Below are 18,084 nucleotides of genomic sequence, written 5' to 3' on the forward strand. Positions count from 1 at the left end.
TTGCATTTACCTCGCACTATCAGTACAGCAGACGCGCGCGAATCGTCCCCGGAATGGCCTTCATGCTCAGCAGCGCTTTCTCGGCCACATCGTCATCCGCTTCGATATCAATAACCACGTAGCCCATCTGCGAGTTCGTCTGCAGATACTGTGCGGCAATGTTGACGCCCTGCTCGGCAAAGATCTGGTTGATCGCGGTCAGCACGCCAGGACGGTTTTCGTGGATGTGCAGCAGACGACGACCGCCGTGCAGTGGCAGAGATACTTCAGGGAAGTTCACGGCAGAGAGCGTAGAACCGTTGTCGGAATATTTGCTCAGCTTACCCGCCACTTCCAGACCGATATTCTCCTGCGCTTCCTGGGTAGAGCCGCCGATGTGCGGCGTCAGGATCACGTTGTCGAACTCGCACAGCGGAGAGGTAAACGGATCGCTGTTGGTCGCAGGCTCCGTCGGGAATACGTCGATGGCCGCGCCCGCCAGATGCTTGCGCTTCAGCGCATCCGCCAGGGCCGGGATATCGACAACCGTGCCGCGCGCGGCGTTGATCAGCAGTGAGCCCGGCTTCATCAGCGCCAGCTCTTCCGCGCCCATCATGTTTTTGGTGGACGCATTTTCCGGCACGTGCAGGCTCACCACGTCGCTCATGTTCAGCAGGTCAGAAAGGTGTTGAACCTGGGTCGCATTGCCCAGCGGCAGCTTGCTTTCGATATCGTAGAAAAACACGTGCATGCCCAGAGATTCCGCCAGAATACCGAGCTGCGTACCGATGTGGCCGTAGCCGATAATCCCCAGTTTTTTACCACGCGCTTCGAAAGAGCCGGACGCCAGCTTGTTCCACACGCCGCGGTGCGCCTTGGCGTTCGCTTCTGGAATGCCGCGCAGGAGCAGCAGCAGTTCGCCAATCACCAACTCCGCTACGGAACGGGTGTTGGAGAACGGGGCGTTGAAGACGGGAATACCGCGTTTGGCGGCAGCATTCAGGTCAACCTGGTTGGTACCGATGCAGAAGCAGCCGATAGCCACCAGCTTTTCCGCCGCGGCAATAACCTCTTCAGTCAGGTGAGTACGGGATCGCAGGCCAATGAAGTGGGCATCACGGATGGACACTTTCAGCTCTTCGGTATCGAGCGCGCCTTTATGAAATTCGATGTTGGTGTAACCTGCCGCACGAAGGCTATCGATTGCTTTTTGATGCACGCCCTCGACCAGCAGGAATTTAATCTTGTCTTTCTCCAGTGATACCTTTGCCATTTACCCGACCCTGTTTTTGTCTGAACTGATGTTGTGCTGGATATGAATCCGCTGTAGCCAACATATCAAAAAAAACTATTGCAGCAATATGAACGTTTGCGTCGGCACTCTGAAGAAAAGTCATACAGAGCAAAATGTCAGAGGAAAATGCTATGGAAATTTACAAACGCGGAAGGATCGGCAAAAGAGGCGAAAAAACGTGACACAAGTCACCGAATTTAGCTTTTCAAAAATTTTTTAGCGGGGGGAGGACTCCCCCCGTCAGATCATTTTACGATGGTTTTCACACCGTCAGCCGTACCGATCAGCGCCACATCCGCGCCACGGTTGGCGAATAGCCCTACGGTCACTACGCCTGGGATAGCGTTGATGGCATTTTCCAGCGCAATCGCGTCGAGAATTTCCAGACCGTGAACGTCGAGGATCACGTTACCGTTGTCGGTCACTACGCCCTGACGATATTCCGGACGACCGCCCAGCTTCACCAGCTGACGGGCAACCGCACTGCGGGCCATTGGGATCACTTCGACCGGCAGCGGGAAATTACCCAGAATGTCGACCTGCTTGGAGGCATCCGCGATGCAGATAAACTTGTCCGCAACGGAGGCGATGATCTTCTCACGCGTCAGCGCCGCGCCGCCGCCTTTAATCATCTGCATGTGGCCGTTGATTTCATCCGCACCATCAACGTAAATCCCCAGACGATCCACTTCGTTGAGATCGAAAACGGTAATGCCGAGGCTTTTCAGCTTTTCCGTGGAAGCATCAGAGCTGGAAACCGCACCCTCGATTTGCCCCTTCATCGTGCCCAGCGCATCGATAAAGTGTGCCGCGGTTGATCCCGTACCGACACCGACAATGGTACCCGGCTGTACGTACTGGAGAGCGGCCCATCCTACTGCTTTTTTCAGTTCATCCTGCGTCATGATCGTTTTGCCTGTGGTGTGAAAACTCAGGGCGCATTATAGAACACGTCGAATGGAATTCGTCTGCCACGAAGGGAAAATTGTGTCATAGTGCAGAATAAGCAAAATTAAGGAGCCAGCAAGAGCAATGAAACGTCCGGACTACAGAACACTACAGGCACTTGATGCAGTTATTCGTGAACGCGGTTTTGAGCGCGCGGCGCAAAAGCTTTGCATCACCCAGTCCGCCGTATCACAGCGTATCAAACAGCTTGAAAACATGTTCGGCCAGCCGCTGCTGGTGCGTACCGTGCCGCCACGTCCAACCGAGCAAGGGCAAAAGCTTCTCGCCCTGCTGCGCCAGGTTGAACTGCTGGAAGACGAGTGGCTGGGTGACGAACAAACGGGCTCTACGCCGCTGCTGCTCTCTCTGGCGGTCAACGCCGACAGCCTGGCAACCTGGCTGCTGCCGGCCCTTGCGCCGGTATTAGCGGATTCCCCTATCCGCCTGAATTTACAGGTTGAAGATGAAACCCGTACCCAGGAACGCCTGCGTCGCGGTGAGGTGGTTGGGGCGGTCAGTATTCAGCCTCAGGCACTGCCAAGCTGCCTGGTGGATCAGCTGGGCGCGCTGGATTACCTGTTTGTCGGTTCAAAAGCCTTTGCCGAGCGCTACTTCCCGAACGGCGTCACCCGCGCGGCGCTGCTGAAAGCCCCTGCCGTGGCGTTCGACCATCTGGACGATATGCATCAGGCGTTCCTGCAGCAAAACTTCGATCTGCCGCCGGGCAGCGTGCCGTGCCATATCGTCAACTCGTCTGAAGCCTTCGTGCAGCTTGCGCGTCAGGGCACCACCTGCTGCATGATCCCGCATCTGCAGATTGAGAAAGAGTTGAAAAGCGGTGAGCTGATTGACCTGACGCCGGGGCTATATCAGCGCCGGATGCTCTACTGGCACCGGTTTGCGCCGGAAAGCCGCATGATGCGCAACGTCACAGACGCGCTGCTGGCGTTTGGGCACAAGGTGTTGAGACAGGATTAATCGCTAGAATTCCCTCTCCCTGTGGGAGAGGGTTAGGGTGAGGACAAATTACTGTGCCTTAGCCGCCTCAGTTTGCTGAGTTTGAGTTGGCTCCAGCTGGAACACCACATCCACCTGATCGTCGAACTGAATGGTAGGCTGCTCATAAGTTTCCTGAGCGGATACAGGCGCCGCATCGGCCTTCATCATCCGCACCATCGGGCTTGGCTGGTAGTTAGAGACGTGGTAACGCACGCTGTAAACCGGGCCGAGCTTGCTCTTAAAGCCAGAAGCCAGCTGTTCCGCCTGGTGAATGGCATCATCAATCGCCGCTTTACGCGCTTCGTCTTTGTATTTTTCCGGTTGCGCAACGCCCAGCGACACGGAACGAATTTCGTTCAGACCCGCCTTCAGCGCGCCATCCAGCAGCGAGTTAAGCTTATCCAGCTGACGCACGGTCACTTCGACGGTACGCACGGCACGGTAGCCTTTCAGGATGCTTTTGCCATTCTGGTAGTCGTAATCAGGTTGAGTACGCAGGTTCGCGGAGTTGATATCTTTTTTACCGACACCGTTCTGCTCGAGGAAAGAGAGATATTGCGCAACACGATCGTCAGCCTGCTTCTTGGCCGATGCCGCATCTTTCGCAGACACATTGACTTCAATTGCCAGCGTTGCAACATCGGGTACCGCGTCCACGCTTGCGGTACCTGAAGTGACGATGTGCGGGCCATCCGGCAGTTCACTTGCCTGCACCGACACCGCACCAAAACTTACTAATGCCGCCAGGGCCATCACCTTAAACTTCACTGTTATTCCTCCATGTTGCGAAGAGTGCCCATTAACAGGGCGCATGCCAGCAAGCTTAGCGGGTCTTGTTCAGTTGTCCATAAGACAAGGATTAGTTGAACAATTCCTGAACGTGGTGAATCCCCTCTTTTGCCAGTTGAAAAGCAATAAACCACATCACCAGCCCCACCAGCGTATTAATGATGCGCTGGGCTTTGGCCGTACGCAGACGAGGAGCCAGCCATGCAGCGAGAATGGCGAGACCGAAGAACCAGAGGAATGAGGCGCTAACCGTACCCAGCGCAAACCAGCGTTTCGGCTCAACGTCCAGCTGTCCGCCGAGGCTGCCCAGCACCACGAAGGTGTCCAGATACACATGCGGGTTAAGCCAGGTGACCGCCAGCATGGTGACGATAATCTTCCAGCGGCCCTGCTTCATGACTTCCGCGCTCGCCAGCTCGAGGTTACTGCTCATCGCCGTTTTCAGGGCACCGAATCCGTACCAGAGCAGAAACGCCACGCCGCCCCAGGTGACCAGCGCCAGTAGCCACGGAGACTGCATCAGCAATGCGCTGCCGCCAAAAATCCCGGCACAGATCAGCAGTAAATCGCTTACCGCGCACAGCAGGGCAATCATCAGATGATACTGGCGGCGAATGCCCTGGTTCATCACAAACGCATTTTGCGGCCCAAGGGGAAGGATCATGGCCGCACCTAAGGCAAGCCCTTGAAAGTAATAAGATAACATGACGAAATTCTCACAGTGTTGTTCTGGAAGGAGACTATACTGCGCGAATTACATTAGAGGAAATTGATAATATTAATTGGGGATTAGCAGTGCTTATAAAAATAATGCCCGGTGGCGCTAGCGCTTACCGGGCCTGCGGGACAAGTTATTCGGCTTCTTTGACTTTTTTGACGTTTACGTCCATCTGAGGGTACGGGAAGCTGATGCCGTTGGCATCGAAGTCGCGCTTAATGCGTTCCAGCACGTCCCAGTACACGTTTTGCAGATCGCTGCTTTTGCTCCAGATACGTACCACAAAGTTAATGGAGGAAGCGCCGAGTTCATTCAGGCGAACCGTCTGCTCTTTGTCTTTCAGAATGCGATCGTCTGAAGCAATGATGTTGCTGATCAGCGACTTCACCTGATCGATATCGGAGTCGTACGCCACGCTGATAATCAGTTCGTTACGACGCACCGGTTCACGGGAGAAGTTAATGATGTTGCCCGCGATGATTTTCCCGTTCGGCACAACCACGATGCGGCCATCGACGGTACGCATGGTCGTTGAGAAAATCTGCACCTGCAGCACGGTCCCGGCAATGCCGCCAAGGTCAACGTATTCGCCGGAGCGGAACGGACGGAAGGTGACCAGCAGAACGCCTGCCGCCAGGTTTGAAAGCGAGCCCTGCAGCGCCAGACCAATGGCCAGACCGGCGGCACCGAGAACGGCAATGACGGAGGCGGTCTGCACGCCCACACGGCCCAGCGCCGCAATCAGCGTAAAGGCGATAATGCCGTAGCGCACCAGTGCGGAGAGGAAGTCAGCAACCGTGGCGTCAATGTGACGGGCCAGCATTACGCGGTTAACCGCGTTCGATACGATACGCGCCACGATCATCCCGACGATGATGATGGCAATCGCCGCGACGATGTTCACGGCATAGCTCAGCAGCAGCGCCTGGTTGCGCACCAGCCAGTTACCGGCGTTATTGATGCTGTCTACAACATCGAGTTGTTCCATTTATTCTTCCTTTTGTTAAACCAAAACACAAAATCCATCCCCCATGGAGACAGGCAGGTCCGTAAAGGGTAAACAAAAAGCGCAAGTATTGCCAAACAGATCACAAAAACCGGCCCGGCAGGGTATTGAAAAAGCATAAAAAAAGGCCCGCATTTGCGGGCCTTCTGGTGCTGTTAGCAGCTCAAATTACAGAACGTCTACCGCGTTCAGCTCTTTGAATGCCTGCTCCAGACGAGTAATCATAGAAGTCTGGGCAGCGCGCAGCCATACGCGTGGATCGTAGTATTTCTTGTTCGGCTGGTCTTCGCCTTTCGGGTTGCCCAGCTGACCCTGCAGGTAAGCTTCGTTGGTTTTGTAGTACTGCAGGATACCGTCCCATGTTGCCCACTGGGTATCGGTATCGATGTTCATTTTCACTACGCCGTAGCTTACGGAGTCTTTGATTTCCTGAGCAGAAGAACCGGAACCGCCGTGGAAGACGAAGTTCAGGCTGTTGTGCGGCAGGTTGTGTTTCTTGGAAACGTATTCCTGAGAATCACGCAGGATGGTCGGGGTCAGAACCACGTTACCTGGTTTGTAAACGCCGTGTACGTTACCGAAGGACGCTGCAATGGTGAAGCGTGGGCTGATTTTGCTCAGCTCGGTGTAAGCGTAATCAACGTCTTCTGGCTGGGTGTACAGTGCAGAAGCGTCCATGTGGCTGTTGTCCACGCCGTCTTCTTCACCACCGGTGCAACCCAGTTCGATTTCCAGGGTCATGCCCATTTTGGCCATGCGCGCCAGGTATTTGGAGCAGATTTCGATGTTTTCGTGCAGTGACTCTTCAGACAGGTCGATCATGTGAGAAGAGAACAGTGGCTTACCGGTAGCTGCGAAGTGTTTTTCACCCGCGTCCAGCAGACCGTCGATCCACGGCAGCAGTTTCTTCGCGCAGTGGTCAGTGTGCAGGATAACTGGAACACCGTAGTGTTCAGCCATCTGGTGTACGTGGTGCGCACCAGAGATAGCACCCAGGATTGCAGCACCCTGAGGAATGTCAGTCTTCACGCCTTTACCTGCGATGAACGCAGCGCCGCCGTTAGAGAACTGAACGATAACTGGAGCTTTAACTTTAGCAGCAGTTTCCAGTACGGCGTTGATGGAGTCGGTACCCACGCAGTTAACTGCTGGCAGAGCGAAGTTGTTTTCTTTAGCTACCTGGAACACTTTCTGTACGTCATCACCAGTGATAACGCCAGGTTTTACGAAATCAAAAATTTTAGACATGTTGCTTAGTCCTGTATCTTCGGCCGTTAGAAAAGGTGCGAGCTCTTAAAAGCGCGCTGAAAATTGGGCAGGTTTCCCCGCCCTTGAATGGCTTACTTCTTAGCGCGCTCTTCGAGCATTGCTACTGCTGGCAGTACTTTGCCTTCCACGAATTCGAGGAATGCGCCGCCACCAGTGGAGATATAGGAGATCTTGTCAGCGATACCGAACAGGTCGATTGCCGCCAGGGTGTCACCACCGCCTGCGATAGAGAACGCTTCGCTGTCTGCGATAGCGTTAGCAACGATTTCAGTACCTTTGCGGAAGTTCGGGAATTCGAACACGCCAACAGGACCGTTCCACAGGATAGTTTTTGCGTTTTTGAGGATTTCAGCCAGTTTCTGTGCAGAAACGTCGCCCAGGTCCAGAATCTGCTCTTCGTCTTTAATGTCGTTTACAGATTTCAGGGTCGCGGTTGCGGTTTCGGAGAACTCGGTCGCTACGCGAACGTCAGTTGGAACCGGGATATCGCAGGTGCTCAGCAGGCGTTTGGCTTCGTCAACCAGGTCTGCTTCGTACAGGGATTTACCCACGTTGTGGCCCTGAGCGGCAACGAAGGTGTTCGCGATACCACCGCCAACGATCAGCTGGTCAGCGATTTTAGACAGGGAATCCAGAACGGTCAGTTTGGTAGAAACTTTAGAACCACCAACGATAGCTACCATTGGACGAGCAGGTTCTTTCAGTGCTTTACCCAGCGCTTCCAGTTCGTCAGCCAGCAGAGGACCGGCACACGCTACGTCTGCGAATTTACCGATACCGTGGGTTGACGCCTGAGCACGGTGAGCCGTACCGAATGCATCCATCACGAATACGTCGCACAGTGCAGCATATTTTTTGGACAGAGTTTCGTCGTCTTTCTTTTCGCCTTTGTTGAAGCGAACGTTTTCCAGCACAACCAGTTCACCGGCTGCAACTTCAACGCCGTCCAGGTAATCTTTCACCAGGCGAACCGGGTTGGACAGTTTGTCTTTCAGGTAATTAACCACTGGCAGCAGAGAGAACTCTTCGTTGTACTCGCCTTCAGTTGGACGACCCAGGTGGGAGGTGACCATCACTTTCGCGCCCTGCTTCAGAGCCAGTTCGATGGTTGGCAGAGATGCACGGATACGCGCGTCGCTGGTCACTTTGCCATCTTTAACCGGTACGTTCAGATCGGCACGGATGAAAACGCGTTTACCAGCCAGATCCAGATCGGTCATCTTAATTACAGACATGGTGAATCCTCTCGTTGATTCTTAAAGTTTTGCAGACGCACAATGCGTCTTACCTGAAACCTTGAGCGGCCATTGCTAACGTGGTGTCGAGCATTCGGTTAGCAAAGCCCCATTCGTTATCACACCAGACCAGCGTCTTGATAAGGTGTGCACCACTGACTCGCGTCTGCGTGCCATCGACGATGGCGCTGTGCGGGTCGTGGTTAAAATCTACTGAGACCAACGGTAATTCCGTATAGTCAACTATACCATGAAATGCCCCCTGTGCCGCTTTTTGCAGCAAGAGGTTGACTTCACAGGCTTTTACCGGTTTTTTCACCGTCACGCTAAGGTCGATTGCGGTGACGTTAATCGTCGGGACGCGCACGGCAATCGCTTCAAACCGGTCATTAAACTGCGGAAAAATTCGGGTGATCCCTGCAGCCAGTTTCGTGTCCACCGGAATGATTGACTGGCTCGCCGCGCGAGTGCGTCGTAAATCCGGATGGTAGGCGTCGATAACCTGCTGATCGTGCATGGCGGAGTGAATCGTGGTCACGGTGCCGGATTCAATGCCATACGCATCGTCTAACAGTTTGATGACCGGAATAATGCAGTTAGTGGTACAGGAGGCGTTGGAAACAATGCGGTGTTCGGCCTGCAGCTCATGCTGGTTGACGCCAAACACGACGGTCGCGTCGAGGTCGTTACTGCCGGGATGAGAAAACAGGACTTTTTTCGCGCCTGCAGCAAGATGCGCTTCGCCATGTTCGCGGTTGCCGTACACGCCTGTACAGTCAAGCACCACATCCACGCCCAGTTCACGCCAGGGTAGCCCGGAGATACTGTTCTCATGCAGCACACGAATAGCGTCATCACCAACAAAAAGCCGATCTCTTTCCTGGCGTACGTCCCAGGCAAAGCGTCCGTGGCTGGTGTCATATTTCAACAAATGCGCCATGCCCATAGCATCCGCCAGTTCATTGATTGCCACCACGGTTATTTCCGCCCGACGTCCGGATTCATATAAAGCACGAACCACGTTACGTCCGATGCGACCGAAGCCATTAATCGCTACGCGTACGGTCATAGATCTCCTGCAAAGCAATCCCTGAGTTTGAGGTGGCTGAAAGAGTAATCCAGCTACGCCCGAAGGGGAATCCTTGCTGTCACAAACTGCGATTGATTGGTCAATTGTCGAACATTTAATCGACTGAAACGCTTCAGCAAGAATAAGCGAATCGGGGAATAAAAGGAATGTCTGTCCAGATGAATAAGCGAGCTATATGACTTGCGTCACATTTTAGGTGGAATAATGGCGGCAGGGGAAAAGCAAAACGGTAACTGAGAGGTTACCGTTTTTTAGTGTTTGCACCCTCTCCCGTGGGAGAGGGCTGGGGTGAGGGCATCAGCACCCACCTTATAAACAATTACAGCAGTTCTTTCGCTTTCGCGACAACGTTCTCAACGGTGAAGCCGAACTCTTCGAACAGCTGTTCTGCAGGAGCAGATTCACCGAAGGTGGTCATACCGACGATAGCGCCGTTCAGCCCCACGTATTTGAACCAGTAGTCAGCGATACCCGCTTCCACTGCCACGCGAGCGGAAACCGCTTTGGGCAGAACGGATTCACGGTAAGCGGCATCCTGCTTGTCGAACGCGTCGGTAGACGGCATGGAAACCACGCGCGCCTTCACGCCTTCGGCAGTCAGTTTTTCCCACGCTGCAACAGCCAGTTCAACTTCAGAACCGGTGGCGATGAAGATCAGCTCTGGCTGGCCCGCGCAATCTTTCAGCACGTAACCACCGCGAGCGATGTTCGCCAGCTGCTCAGGCGTGCGCTCCTGCTGTGCCAGGTTCTGACGGGAGAGGATCAGCGCGGTTGGACCGTCCTGACGCTCAACGCCGTATTTCCACGCCACTGCGGATTCCACCTGGTCACATGGACGCCATGTGCTCATGTTCGGCGTCACGCGCAGGGAAGCCACCTGCTCTACCGGCTGGTGAGTTGGACCATCTTCGCCCAGACCGATGGAGTCGTGGGTGTAGACCATCACCTGACGCTGTTTCATCAGCGCGGCCATACGCACGGCGTTACGTGCGTATTCAACGAACATCAGGAAGGTAGAGGTGTACGGCAGGAAACCGCCGTGCAGGGAGATACCGTTGGCAATCGCGGTCATACCGAATTCACGTACACCGTAATGGATGTAGTTACCGGCGGTATCTTCGTTGATTGGCTTAGAACCAGACCACAGGGTCAGGTTAGATGGCGCCAGGTCAGCGGAGCCGCCCAGGAATTCTGGAAGCCATGGGCCGAACGCTTCAATCGCATTCTGAGACGCTTTACGGCTCGCGATTTTAGACGGGTTCGCCTGCAGCTTAGCGATGAACTCGTTCGCTTTCGCGTCGAAGTCAGACGGCATATCACCTTTCATACGACGGGTGAATTCAGCCGCTTCCTGCGGGAACGCTTTCGCATAGGCAGCGAACTTCTCGTTCCAGGCCGCTTCTTTCGCCTGGCCTACTTCTTTTGCATCCCACTGAGCGTAGATCTCAGATGGGATTTCGAATGCAGGGTGTTTCCAGCCCAGCGCTTCGCGGGTCAGTGCGATTTCCGCATCGCCCAACGGCGCACCGTGGGAGTCGTGAGTACCCGCTTTGTTCGGCGAACCGAAGCCGATGATGGTTTTGCACATCAGCAGGGACGGTTTGTCCGTCACAGCGCGCGCTTCTTCCACTGCACGTTTAATCGAGTCAGCATCGTGACCATCAACGCCACGCACTACGTGCCAGCCGTAGGCTTCGAAACGTGCTGCGGTGTCGTCAGTGAACCAGCCCTCAACGTGACCGTCGATGGAGATACCGTTATCGTCATAGAACGCAACCAGTTTGCCCAGCTTCAGGGTACCTGCCAGGGAGCAAACTTCGTGAGAAATACCTTCCATCATGCAGCCGTCACCCATGAACGCATAGGTGAAGTGGTCTACGATGTCGTGACCAGGACGGTTGAACTGCGCCGCCAGCGTCTTCTCGGCAATCGCCATACCCACTGCGTTAGCAATACCCTGACCCAACGGGCCGGTAGTGGTTTCTACGCCAGCGGTGTAACCCACTTCCGGGTGACCTGGAGTTTTAGAGTGCAGCTGACGGAAGTTTTTCAGCTCTTCAATTGGCAGATCGTAGCCGGTGAGGTGCAGCAGGCTATAGATCAGCATAGAGCCGTGGCCGTTGGACAGCACGAAGCGGTCGCGGTCTGCCCATGCCGGGTTCTGCGGGTTGTGGTTCAGGAAATCACGCCACAGGACTTCGGCGATATCAGCCATACCCATAGGAGCCCCTGGGTGGCCGGATTTGGCTTTCTGTACTGCGTCCATGCTCAGCGCACGAATAGCATTAGCAAGCTCTTTACGTGAGGACATTTTAACTCCAGATCGGACTGTTAAAGGCCATGCCCTTGACGACAGCGCGTTTTGGGCTACGCCGGAAAAAAGTGCCAACAATGTAACCCAAGCCGCAAGTCATGTACATGGAGCATTCTTTTGCTTGTTAAGAAATCTCTGGATCATGCTCGCATGTTGCGCAATCTGCTCGCCCGGCCCTGTAGATATTCCTTATACTTAGCCCGACACCGGCTTCGCTGACGGTGCCCTTTTCGGATTTTATTCAGTTTAACGAGTACGGAAGCAACCTCATGAAAATGCGTGCAATAGTGCTGGCCCTGGGTACAACGCTCCTGCTGAGCGGCTGTCAGAATATGGATTCTAACGGTCTGATGACGTCAGGCGCAGAGGCCTTTCAGGCCTATTCCCTGAGCGATGCGCAGGTGAAAGCGCTGAGCGACCAGGCCTGTAAAGATATGGACGGAAAAGCCACGCTTGCGCCGGCTAACAGTACCTACACGCAGCGTCTGAATAAGATTGCTTCCGCGCTGGGCGACAACATCAACGGCCAGCCGGTGAACTACAAGGTGTACATGGCGAAAGACGTCAACGCCTTCGCGATGGCGAACGGCTGTATCCGCGTCTATAGCGGGCTGATGGACATGATGACCGACAACGAAGTGGAAGCGGTCATCGGCCACGAAATGGGCCACGTTGCCCTGGGACACGTGAAGAAAGGGATGCAGGTTGCCCTGGGCACCAATGCCATCCGCGCAGCGGCGGCCTCTGCGGGCGGTATCGTTGGCAGCCTGTCGCAGTCACAGCTTGGGGACGTGGGTGAAAAGCTGGTTAACTCTCAGTTCTCACAGCGTCAGGAGTCCGAGGCGGATGACTACTCCTACGATCTGTTGCGCAAACGCGGCATTAATCCATCAGGCTTAGCCACGAGCTTCGAAAAGCTGGCCAAGCTGGAAGCCGGACGCCAAAGCTCCATGTTTGACGATCACCCTGCCTCAGAAGAGCGCGCACAGCATATTCGCGACCGTATGGCCGCAGACGGAATTAAATAATTTCAGAAGGAGGCAGTTTTGCCTCCTTTTTATTTCGCATGAATTGTTAACTTAACAGCACGTATCGATAACACTCCTGAAAGCCGCGCCAAATCTGTCTTATCACCTTGAAATGTCTGGTCACATAATTATTGCAAAGGTCACTTTTTCCGGTAATTATCAACCCCGCAGTTATTCAAATTAATATATCCAGACAGAGACGTTCCCTCCGTGAAAAAAGAATTATCATTAATTGCTTTAAGCTTATTTGCCGCATTACCTGCCGCTGCAAGCCAGCAATCCGACAGCCAGGGTTTTATTGACGACAGCCATCTGGATCTGTTTTTACGCAATGCGTATATCAGCCGCGATTACCATCAGGGCCAGAAGGACAAAGCCGAGTGGGGTCAGGGGATCATCGCCACGTTTGCATCCGGCTATACCGAAGGGCTGGTGGGCTTTGGCGTGGACGGTATTGCTCAATACGGCGTGCGCCTGGACGGCGGCCGTGGCAAGAGCGGCGCGGGCGGCATCGACTTCTTTAAGCAGGAAGATGACGGCCGGGCAAAATCCGATCTGGCAAAGTTTGGCGCCACCGCCAAAATGCGCATCTCGAATACCGTACTGAGCTACGGGAATCAGCGTCCTGAGCTGCCTATCATCAATGCCGACAACTCTCGCCTGCTGTTTGAAAGCTACACCGGCACCATGCTGACCTCGAAAGAGATCGACGGTCTGGAAGTCAACGCCGGTTATTTCACCGACGAGCAGCGTAAAAGCGATGACCGCCACGACAGCGGGCTGAAGAGCCTCTCCTTCGGCGGTGCGAGCTATCAGTTTAACGACCAGTTCAGCGGCGCGCTGTACGCCTCTCATAATGAAGAGGTGATGAACAAGCAGTACCTGGGCATGAACTTCAAACAGCCTTTCAGCACCGGGCAGCAGCTGGTGCTCGACTTCAACGGCTATAACTCCCGACTGGACCAGGGTTACGCGGACAGCCTCGACACGGGCCGCAGCAATACCATCTGGAGCCTGGCGGCGAGCTACATCTGGGACATTCACACGTTCAAAGTGGCGTACCAGCAGAGCAGCGGCAGCACCGGCTACAACTACGGCGGCTATCGCGACAAGGGCGGCGTGGGTGACGGCGGAAACACCATTTGGCTGGCGAACTCCTACTGGTCTGATTTTAACGGCGAAGATGAACGTTCCTGGCAGGCATCCTACGGTCTGGACTTTGGCGGCCTTGGCTTACAGGGCCTGAGCTGGACCACCGCCTACGTGCGCGGCGATAACATCAAAACCTCTGAAACCAGCAACGGCAAAGAGCACGAGTGGTTTAACCAGATCCAGTACCAGGTGCAGGATGGTCCGGCGAAGGATCTGAAGCTGAAACTGCGCTACTCCGTCCTGCGCGTATCGAGCAACGCCAGCGAGTACAATGTGGGCGGGGACGAGATCCGAGCTTACGTGGAATACCCGTTTAACGTTTTCTAAAGGCAATAAAAAAACCTCTCAATAGAGAGGTTTTTTTCACGCCAGGCGAGGCTTATTCGCCTTTTTTCGCAGCCTGGATGTAGAGCATCTCCAGCGCCAGAGTCGCCGCTGCCAGCGCGGTGATCTCGGACTGGTCATAGGCCGGAGCAACTTCTACTACGTCCATACCGACGATGTTCAGATCCTTCAGGCCGCGCACCAGCTTGATGGCACGATCTGAGGTCAAACCACCGATGACCGGCGTACCGGTGCCCGGTGCAAATGCCGGATCCAGGCAGTCGATGTCGAAGGTCAGATACACGGGCATATCACCCACGATCTGCTTCACCTGAGCGATGATGTCGTCGACGCCGCGATCGTTAACCTGGCCCGCATCCAGCACGGTGAAACCGTTGTCTTTGTCGAACTCGGTGCGAATACCGATCTGCACGGAGTGGTTCGGGTCGATCAGACCTTCGTTCGGCGCGGTGAAGAACATGGTGCCGTGGTCAAACTCGCAGCCGTTCGCGTAGGTGTCGGTATGTGCATCGAAGTGCACCAGCGCCATTTTACCGAAGTGCTTCGCATGGGCGCGCAGCAGCGGCAGGGTCACGAAGTGGTCGCCGCCGAAGGAGAGCATGCGCTTACCGGCAGCCAGCAGCTTCTCGGCGTGCGCCTGCAGCTTCTCGCTCATCTCACGCGCGTCGCCGAAGGCGTACACCAGGTCACCGCAGTCCACCACGTTCAGGCGCTCGCGCATGTCGAAGTTCCACGGGAAGCGGTTATGCTCCCAGGCCAGGTTAGTGGAAACCTGACGGATCGCTGCCGGGCCGTGACGTCCCCCCGCGCGGCCAGATGTTGCCATATCGAAAGGCACGCCGGTGATCACCCAGTCAGCGTCGCTGTCGTACGGCTGGAAGTTCATCGGAAGGCGTAAAAAACCAAACGCGTTAGATACCAGAGAGTTATCGTACTGATGACCTAAAGTGCTCATGTCCTGACCTCTTTTAAAGTCGATACATTAAAAACAGATGAAAAAAAATCCCCTCCGCGTCGTTAAACCCGACGAGGAAGGGATTGATTCGTAAATCGCTTATTGGGACGAATTATCGCCGGTAATGCATACGGGTTCAAGTGAGTATAGGGCATTGTGCGGCCTTTACCCCTCCCCCTACCCCTCTCCCCAAAAGGAGAGAGGGAATAAAAAGCCTACTCGTCTTCCAGGTAGGTGTACCCGTACAGACCCGCTTCAAACTCTTCCAGGAACTGCTGCTGGAGCGCATCGTCCAGCCCGGTGTTTTTCACCTGGTCGCGGAACTGAGTGAGCAGTTTTTTCGGATCCAGCTGAACGTATTCCAGCATGTCCGCCACGGTGTCCCCTTCATCGGACAGCTCGATTTCCACGTTGCCGTCAGGGAACACGAACACGTCCACCGCTTCGGTATCACCGAACAGGTTATGCATGTTGCCGAGGATCTCCTGATACGCGCCGACCATAAAGAAGCCCAGCATCGGCGGGTTCTCCGGGTCGTACTCAGGCATTGGCATCGTCGTTGCGATACCGTCGCCGTCAACGTAGTGGTCGATGGCACCGTCGGAGTCACAGGTGATGTCCAGCAGCACCGCACGGCGTTCCGGGGCATGGTTCAGCCCTTCCAGCGGCAGAACAGGGAACAGCTGGTCGATACCCCAGGCATCCGGCATCGACTGGAACAGCGAGAAGTTGACGTAAATCTTGTCCGCCATACGCTCCTGCAGCTCGTCGATAATCGGGCGGTGCGCGCGGTTGCTCGGGTCGAGCTGTTTCTGCACTTCATGGCACATGTTCAGGTAGAGCTGCTCCGCCCACGCGCGCTCCTGCAGGCTGAAGGTGCCTGAAGAATAACCCACGTGAATGTCGTGCAGGTCCATCTGGCTGTCGTGCAGCCATTCGCGCAGGGAACGACGCGTGCCCGGCTCGTGCATCTCCTGCCAGGTTTCCCACATGCTTTGCAGGGAACGCGGGGCATCGTCTGCCGGAGGCGTCGCTTCGCTGATTTCGCTACGCTCAACGCCGATGATGTTCGAGACCAGCACCGTATGGTGCGCGGTAACCGCGCGACCGGATTCGGTGATCACCGTCGGATGCGGCAGGCCGTTCTCTTCACAGGCATCGCCGATCGCCCAGATGATGTTGTTCGCGTATTCGTTCAGGCCGTAGTTTACAGAGCAGTCAGACTGCGAGCGGGTCCCTTCGTAGTCCACGCCGAGGCCGCCGCCCACGTCGAAGCACTGAATATTCACGCCGAGCTTGTGCAGCTCAACGTAGAAACGCGCGGATTCACGCACGCCGGTGGCGATGTCGCGAATATTGGCCATCTGCGAGCCAAGGTGGAAGTGCAGCAGCTGAATGCTGTCCAGACGACCGCGCTCGCGCAGGATTTCCACCAGCTGCAGCACCTGGTTTGCCGCCAGGCCGAACTTGGATTTTTCGCCGCCGGAGGACTGCCATTTGCCGGAACCCTGCGACGCCAGACGCGCACGCACGCCAAGGCGCGGCACCACGTTCAGACGTTCAGCCTCTTCCAGCACGATGGCGATTTCGGTCATCTTCTCAATAACCAGATAGACCTTGTGGCCCATCTTTTCGCCAATCAGCGCCAGACGAATGTATTCACGGTCTTTATAGCCGTTACAGACGATCACCGAACGGGTCATGCCCGCATGCGCCAGAACCGCCATCAGCTCCGCTTTGGAACCGGCTTCCAGACCCAGCGGTTCGCCGGAGTGGATCAGGGATTCAATCACACGGCGGTGCTGGTTCACCTTGATCGGGTAAACCAGGAAATAGTCGCCTTTATAGCCGTAGGATTCACGCGCGCGCTTGAACGCGGCGTTAATAGAACGCAGGCGATGTTGCAGGATCTGCGGGAAGCAGAACAGTGCAGGCAAACGCTGGCCCTGTGCTTCGCGGGCTTTTACCAGCTTGGCGAGATCCACGCGCGCTTCAGGGACGTCGGGATCCGGGCAGACGCTGATGTGGCCCAGTTCGTTGACGTCGTAGTAGTTATTGCCCCACCAGGCAATATTGTAAGTGCGCAGCATTTTGCTGGCTTCCTCGGAGCTCATCGCAACCTCCTGCATAGAACGTAGTACACCCTGTTCGCCCGCTGACGAAGGCGAAAAAGAAGACATGTCGTCAGACATAGCGAACCTCAACTCTTTGTAATAAGTGTAAAACAGTTGACTACTATCGCAGCGTTATACGGCGATAACAACCCATAAACGGCTCCGTTTCCCAGCAGAGTATGCTGAAAACCAGACCGTGCGACCGGTTTCTTATTCATATCATTGTAAAACACGTATCCGAACTCTGTATGACAAGGTTCGGCGAAACCACGAGAAAACTCTTGTATTAACAAGAGCGCCCTTGTTCAGTTTTCACAAAGCGTGACCGGCCCTGGAATCCTGAGAAGCGCCGAGATGGGTATAACATCGGCAGGTTTGCAGACTAGAAATGCGGGTTGCGGGAATCAAATACGCGCCAGAACGGCTGCGCTGAATGTGCGGAAAACGATGGTTCATTATCTCGTATCACCTCCACGGCCGCCTCTGCTGAAACGGACCACAAGCCAAAGCTAATAGTTCACTGCTTAACCCGGCTGGAAGTGGCGACACGATGAGTTCATCGAGCGCTTATTTTATATGAGCCGCGCGCCGCGTTTTATACCGAGAAGGGGGCTAAAAAGCAAAACAAAAATGCGCGAGCTGCCAGCAGCGTCAGGAAAAATTTCCAGCTGCCATTTCAACGCAGTGAGAGATGAATCAAAAAAAACTGGAAATCGGGCGAAGAAGTGACCTAAAATAGCCGTCCAGATGTTAATCCATCTATACTGATTAACACTCATACTGCCAGTGTCAAAAACCTGCAGGCCTTGGTAGAATTATCTCCTTTGGCTATTCCGCACAGCAGCTTGA

Annotated in this window: 16 protein-coding genes; 3 read left to right on the top strand and 13 right to left on the bottom strand. The window is 54.9% G+C overall.

Going from position 1 to position 18,084, the window contains the following annotated elements:
- Window positions 1-19: 19 nt before the first annotated feature.
- Both serA and rpiA read right to left on the bottom strand, forming a co-directional pair.
- The gene (serA, locus tag ACOTZB_RS16855; protein ID WP_421627859.1) at window positions 20-1,252 is read right to left on the bottom strand and encodes a phosphoglycerate dehydrogenase; all 1,233 of its coding nucleotides are present in this window, start codon (window positions 1,250-1,252) and stop codon (window positions 20-22) included.
- A gap of 266 nt (window positions 1,253-1,518) precedes the next feature.
- Window positions 1,519-2,178: a ribose-5-phosphate isomerase RpiA gene (gene rpiA, locus ACOTZB_RS16860; protein WP_014885151.1), complete on the bottom strand. Its 660-nt coding sequence runs from the start codon at window positions 2,176-2,178 to the stop codon at window positions 1,519-1,521.
- A 127-nt stretch (window positions 2,179-2,305) separates the two neighbouring features.
- On the opposite strand from rpiA, the gene argP reads away from it, so the two are divergent.
- Window positions 2,306-3,199, top strand: a complete 894-nt coding sequence (argP, locus tag ACOTZB_RS16865) for a DNA-binding transcriptional regulator ArgP (protein WP_003860089.1) — start codon at window positions 2,306-2,308, stop codon at window positions 3,197-3,199.
- Window positions 3,200-3,247: 48 nt separating this feature from the next.
- On the opposite strand, the gene ACOTZB_RS16870 is transcribed toward argP, so the two are convergent.
- From ACOTZB_RS16870 to tkt, 7 genes are all read right to left on the bottom strand, one after another.
- Window positions 3,248-3,988: an oxidative stress defense protein gene (locus tag ACOTZB_RS16870; protein ID WP_023309114.1), complete on the bottom strand. Its 741-nt coding sequence runs from the start codon at window positions 3,986-3,988 to the stop codon at window positions 3,248-3,250.
- Between the two features lie 91 nt (window positions 3,989-4,079).
- On the bottom strand, window positions 4,080-4,715 hold the full coding sequence (gene argO / locus ACOTZB_RS16875) for an arginine exporter ArgO (protein WP_021242063.1): 636 nt from the start codon (window positions 4,713-4,715) through the stop codon (window positions 4,080-4,082).
- A 145-nt stretch (window positions 4,716-4,860) separates the two neighbouring features.
- Complete coding sequence (mscS, locus tag ACOTZB_RS16880; protein ID WP_024906566.1) at window positions 4,861-5,715, bottom strand: small-conductance mechanosensitive channel MscS; 855 nt, start codon at window positions 5,713-5,715, stop codon at window positions 4,861-4,863.
- 186 nt (window positions 5,716-5,901) lie between these two features.
- A complete protein-coding gene (gene fbaA, locus ACOTZB_RS16885) occupies window positions 5,902-6,981 on the bottom strand; it encodes a class II fructose-bisphosphate aldolase (protein ID WP_029739216.1) in 1,080 nt (359 codons plus the stop codon).
- 92 nt (window positions 6,982-7,073) lie between these two features.
- Complete coding sequence (gene pgk, locus ACOTZB_RS16890) at window positions 7,074-8,237, bottom strand: phosphoglycerate kinase (protein WP_023333323.1); 1,164 nt, start codon at window positions 8,235-8,237, stop codon at window positions 7,074-7,076.
- A gap of 49 nt (window positions 8,238-8,286) precedes the next feature.
- On the bottom strand, window positions 8,287-9,306 hold the full coding sequence (gene epd / locus ACOTZB_RS16895; protein ID WP_193805670.1) for an erythrose-4-phosphate dehydrogenase: 1,020 nt from the start codon (window positions 9,304-9,306) through the stop codon (window positions 8,287-8,289).
- A 340-nt stretch (window positions 9,307-9,646) separates the two neighbouring features.
- Window positions 9,647-11,638: a transketolase gene (gene tkt / locus ACOTZB_RS16900; RefSeq protein WP_337281092.1), complete on the bottom strand. Its 1,992-nt coding sequence runs from the start codon at window positions 11,636-11,638 to the stop codon at window positions 9,647-9,649.
- Between the two features lie 272 nt (window positions 11,639-11,910).
- On the opposite strand from tkt, the gene ACOTZB_RS16905 reads away from it, so the two are divergent.
- Window positions 11,911-12,669 (top strand): M48 family metallopeptidase, encoded by a 759-nt coding sequence (locus tag ACOTZB_RS16905; protein WP_021242066.1) that lies wholly within the window; start codon window positions 11,911-11,913, stop codon window positions 12,667-12,669.
- 210 nt (window positions 12,670-12,879) lie between these two features.
- Window positions 12,880-14,148 (top strand): OprD family outer membrane porin, encoded by a 1,269-nt coding sequence (locus ACOTZB_RS16910; RefSeq protein ID WP_421627861.1) that lies wholly within the window; start codon window positions 12,880-12,882, stop codon window positions 14,146-14,148.
- Window positions 14,149-14,200: 52 nt separating this feature from the next.
- On the opposite strand, the gene speB is transcribed toward ACOTZB_RS16910, so the two are convergent.
- From speB to ACOTZB_RS16930, 4 genes are all read right to left on the bottom strand, one after another.
- Window positions 14,201-15,121 carry an agmatinase gene (gene speB, locus ACOTZB_RS16915; protein ID WP_014071686.1) on the bottom strand — a complete coding sequence of 307 codons (921 nt, stop codon included), beginning with the start codon at window positions 15,119-15,121 and terminating at the stop codon, window positions 14,201-14,203.
- A gap of 215 nt (window positions 15,122-15,336) precedes the next feature.
- Window positions 15,337-17,313 (bottom strand): biosynthetic arginine decarboxylase, encoded by a 1,977-nt coding sequence (speA, locus tag ACOTZB_RS16920; RefSeq protein WP_023309121.1) that lies wholly within the window; start codon window positions 17,311-17,313, stop codon window positions 15,337-15,339.
- Window positions 17,314-17,321: 8 nt separating this feature from the next.
- Complete coding sequence (yqgB, locus tag ACOTZB_RS16925; RefSeq protein ID WP_127341063.1) at window positions 17,322-17,453, bottom strand: acid stress response protein YqgB; 132 nt, start codon at window positions 17,451-17,453, stop codon at window positions 17,322-17,324.
- 94 nt (window positions 17,454-17,547) lie between these two features.
- A complete protein-coding gene (locus tag ACOTZB_RS16930; RefSeq protein ID WP_419095317.1) occupies window positions 17,548-17,691 on the bottom strand; it encodes a hypothetical protein in 144 nt (47 codons plus the stop codon).
- Window positions 17,692-18,084 lie beyond the last annotated feature (393 nt).

Source organism: Enterobacter cloacae complex sp. SHL020 (assembly GCF_049236945.1).
Taxonomy (GTDB): domain Bacteria; phylum Pseudomonadota; class Gammaproteobacteria; order Enterobacterales; family Enterobacteriaceae; genus Enterobacter; species Enterobacter dykesii.

Excerpts from the sequence above, each read along its gene's own strand:
- serA (WP_421627859.1), bottom strand. The coding sequence starts at position 1,252 with ATGGCAAAGGTATCACTGGAGAAAGACAAGATTAAATTCCTGCTGGTC.
- rpiA (WP_014885151.1), bottom strand. The coding sequence starts at position 2,178 with ATGACGCAGGATGAACTGAAAAAAGCAGTAGGATGGGCCGCTCTCCAG.
- argP (WP_003860089.1), top strand. The coding sequence starts at position 2,306 with ATGAAACGTCCGGACTACAGAACACTACAGGCACTTGATGCAGTTATT.
- argO (WP_021242063.1), bottom strand. The coding sequence starts at position 4,715 with ATGTTATCTTATTACTTTCAAGGGCTTGCCTTAGGTGCGGCCATGATC.
- mscS (WP_024906566.1), bottom strand. The coding sequence starts at position 5,715 with ATGGAACAACTCGATGTTGTAGACAGCATCAATAACGCCGGTAACTGG.
- fbaA (WP_029739216.1), bottom strand. The coding sequence starts at position 6,981 with ATGTCTAAAATTTTTGATTTCGTAAAACCTGGCGTTATCACTGGTGAT.
- pgk (WP_023333323.1), bottom strand. The coding sequence starts at position 8,237 with ATGTCTGTAATTAAGATGACCGATCTGGATCTGGCTGGTAAACGCGTT.
- epd (WP_193805670.1), bottom strand. The coding sequence starts at position 9,306 with ATGACCGTACGCGTAGCGATTAATGGCTTCGGTCGCATCGGACGTAAC.
- tkt (WP_337281092.1), bottom strand. The coding sequence starts at position 11,638 with ATGTCCTCACGTAAAGAGCTTGCTAATGCTATTCGTGCGCTGAGCATG.
- ACOTZB_RS16905 (WP_021242066.1), top strand. The coding sequence starts at position 11,911 with ATGAAAATGCGTGCAATAGTGCTGGCCCTGGGTACAACGCTCCTGCTG.
- speB (WP_014071686.1), bottom strand. The coding sequence starts at position 15,121 with ATGAGCACTTTAGGTCATCAGTACGATAACTCTCTGGTATCTAACGCG.
- speA (WP_023309121.1), bottom strand. The coding sequence starts at position 17,313 with ATGTCTGACGACATGTCTTCTTTTTCGCCTTCGTCAGCGGGCGAACAG.
- yqgB (WP_127341063.1), bottom strand. The coding sequence starts at position 17,453 with ATGAATAAGAAACCGGTCGCACGGTCTGGTTTTCAGCATACTCTGCTG.
- ACOTZB_RS16930 (WP_419095317.1), bottom strand. The coding sequence starts at position 17,691 with ATGAACCATCGTTTTCCGCACATTCAGCGCAGCCGTTCTGGCGCGTAT.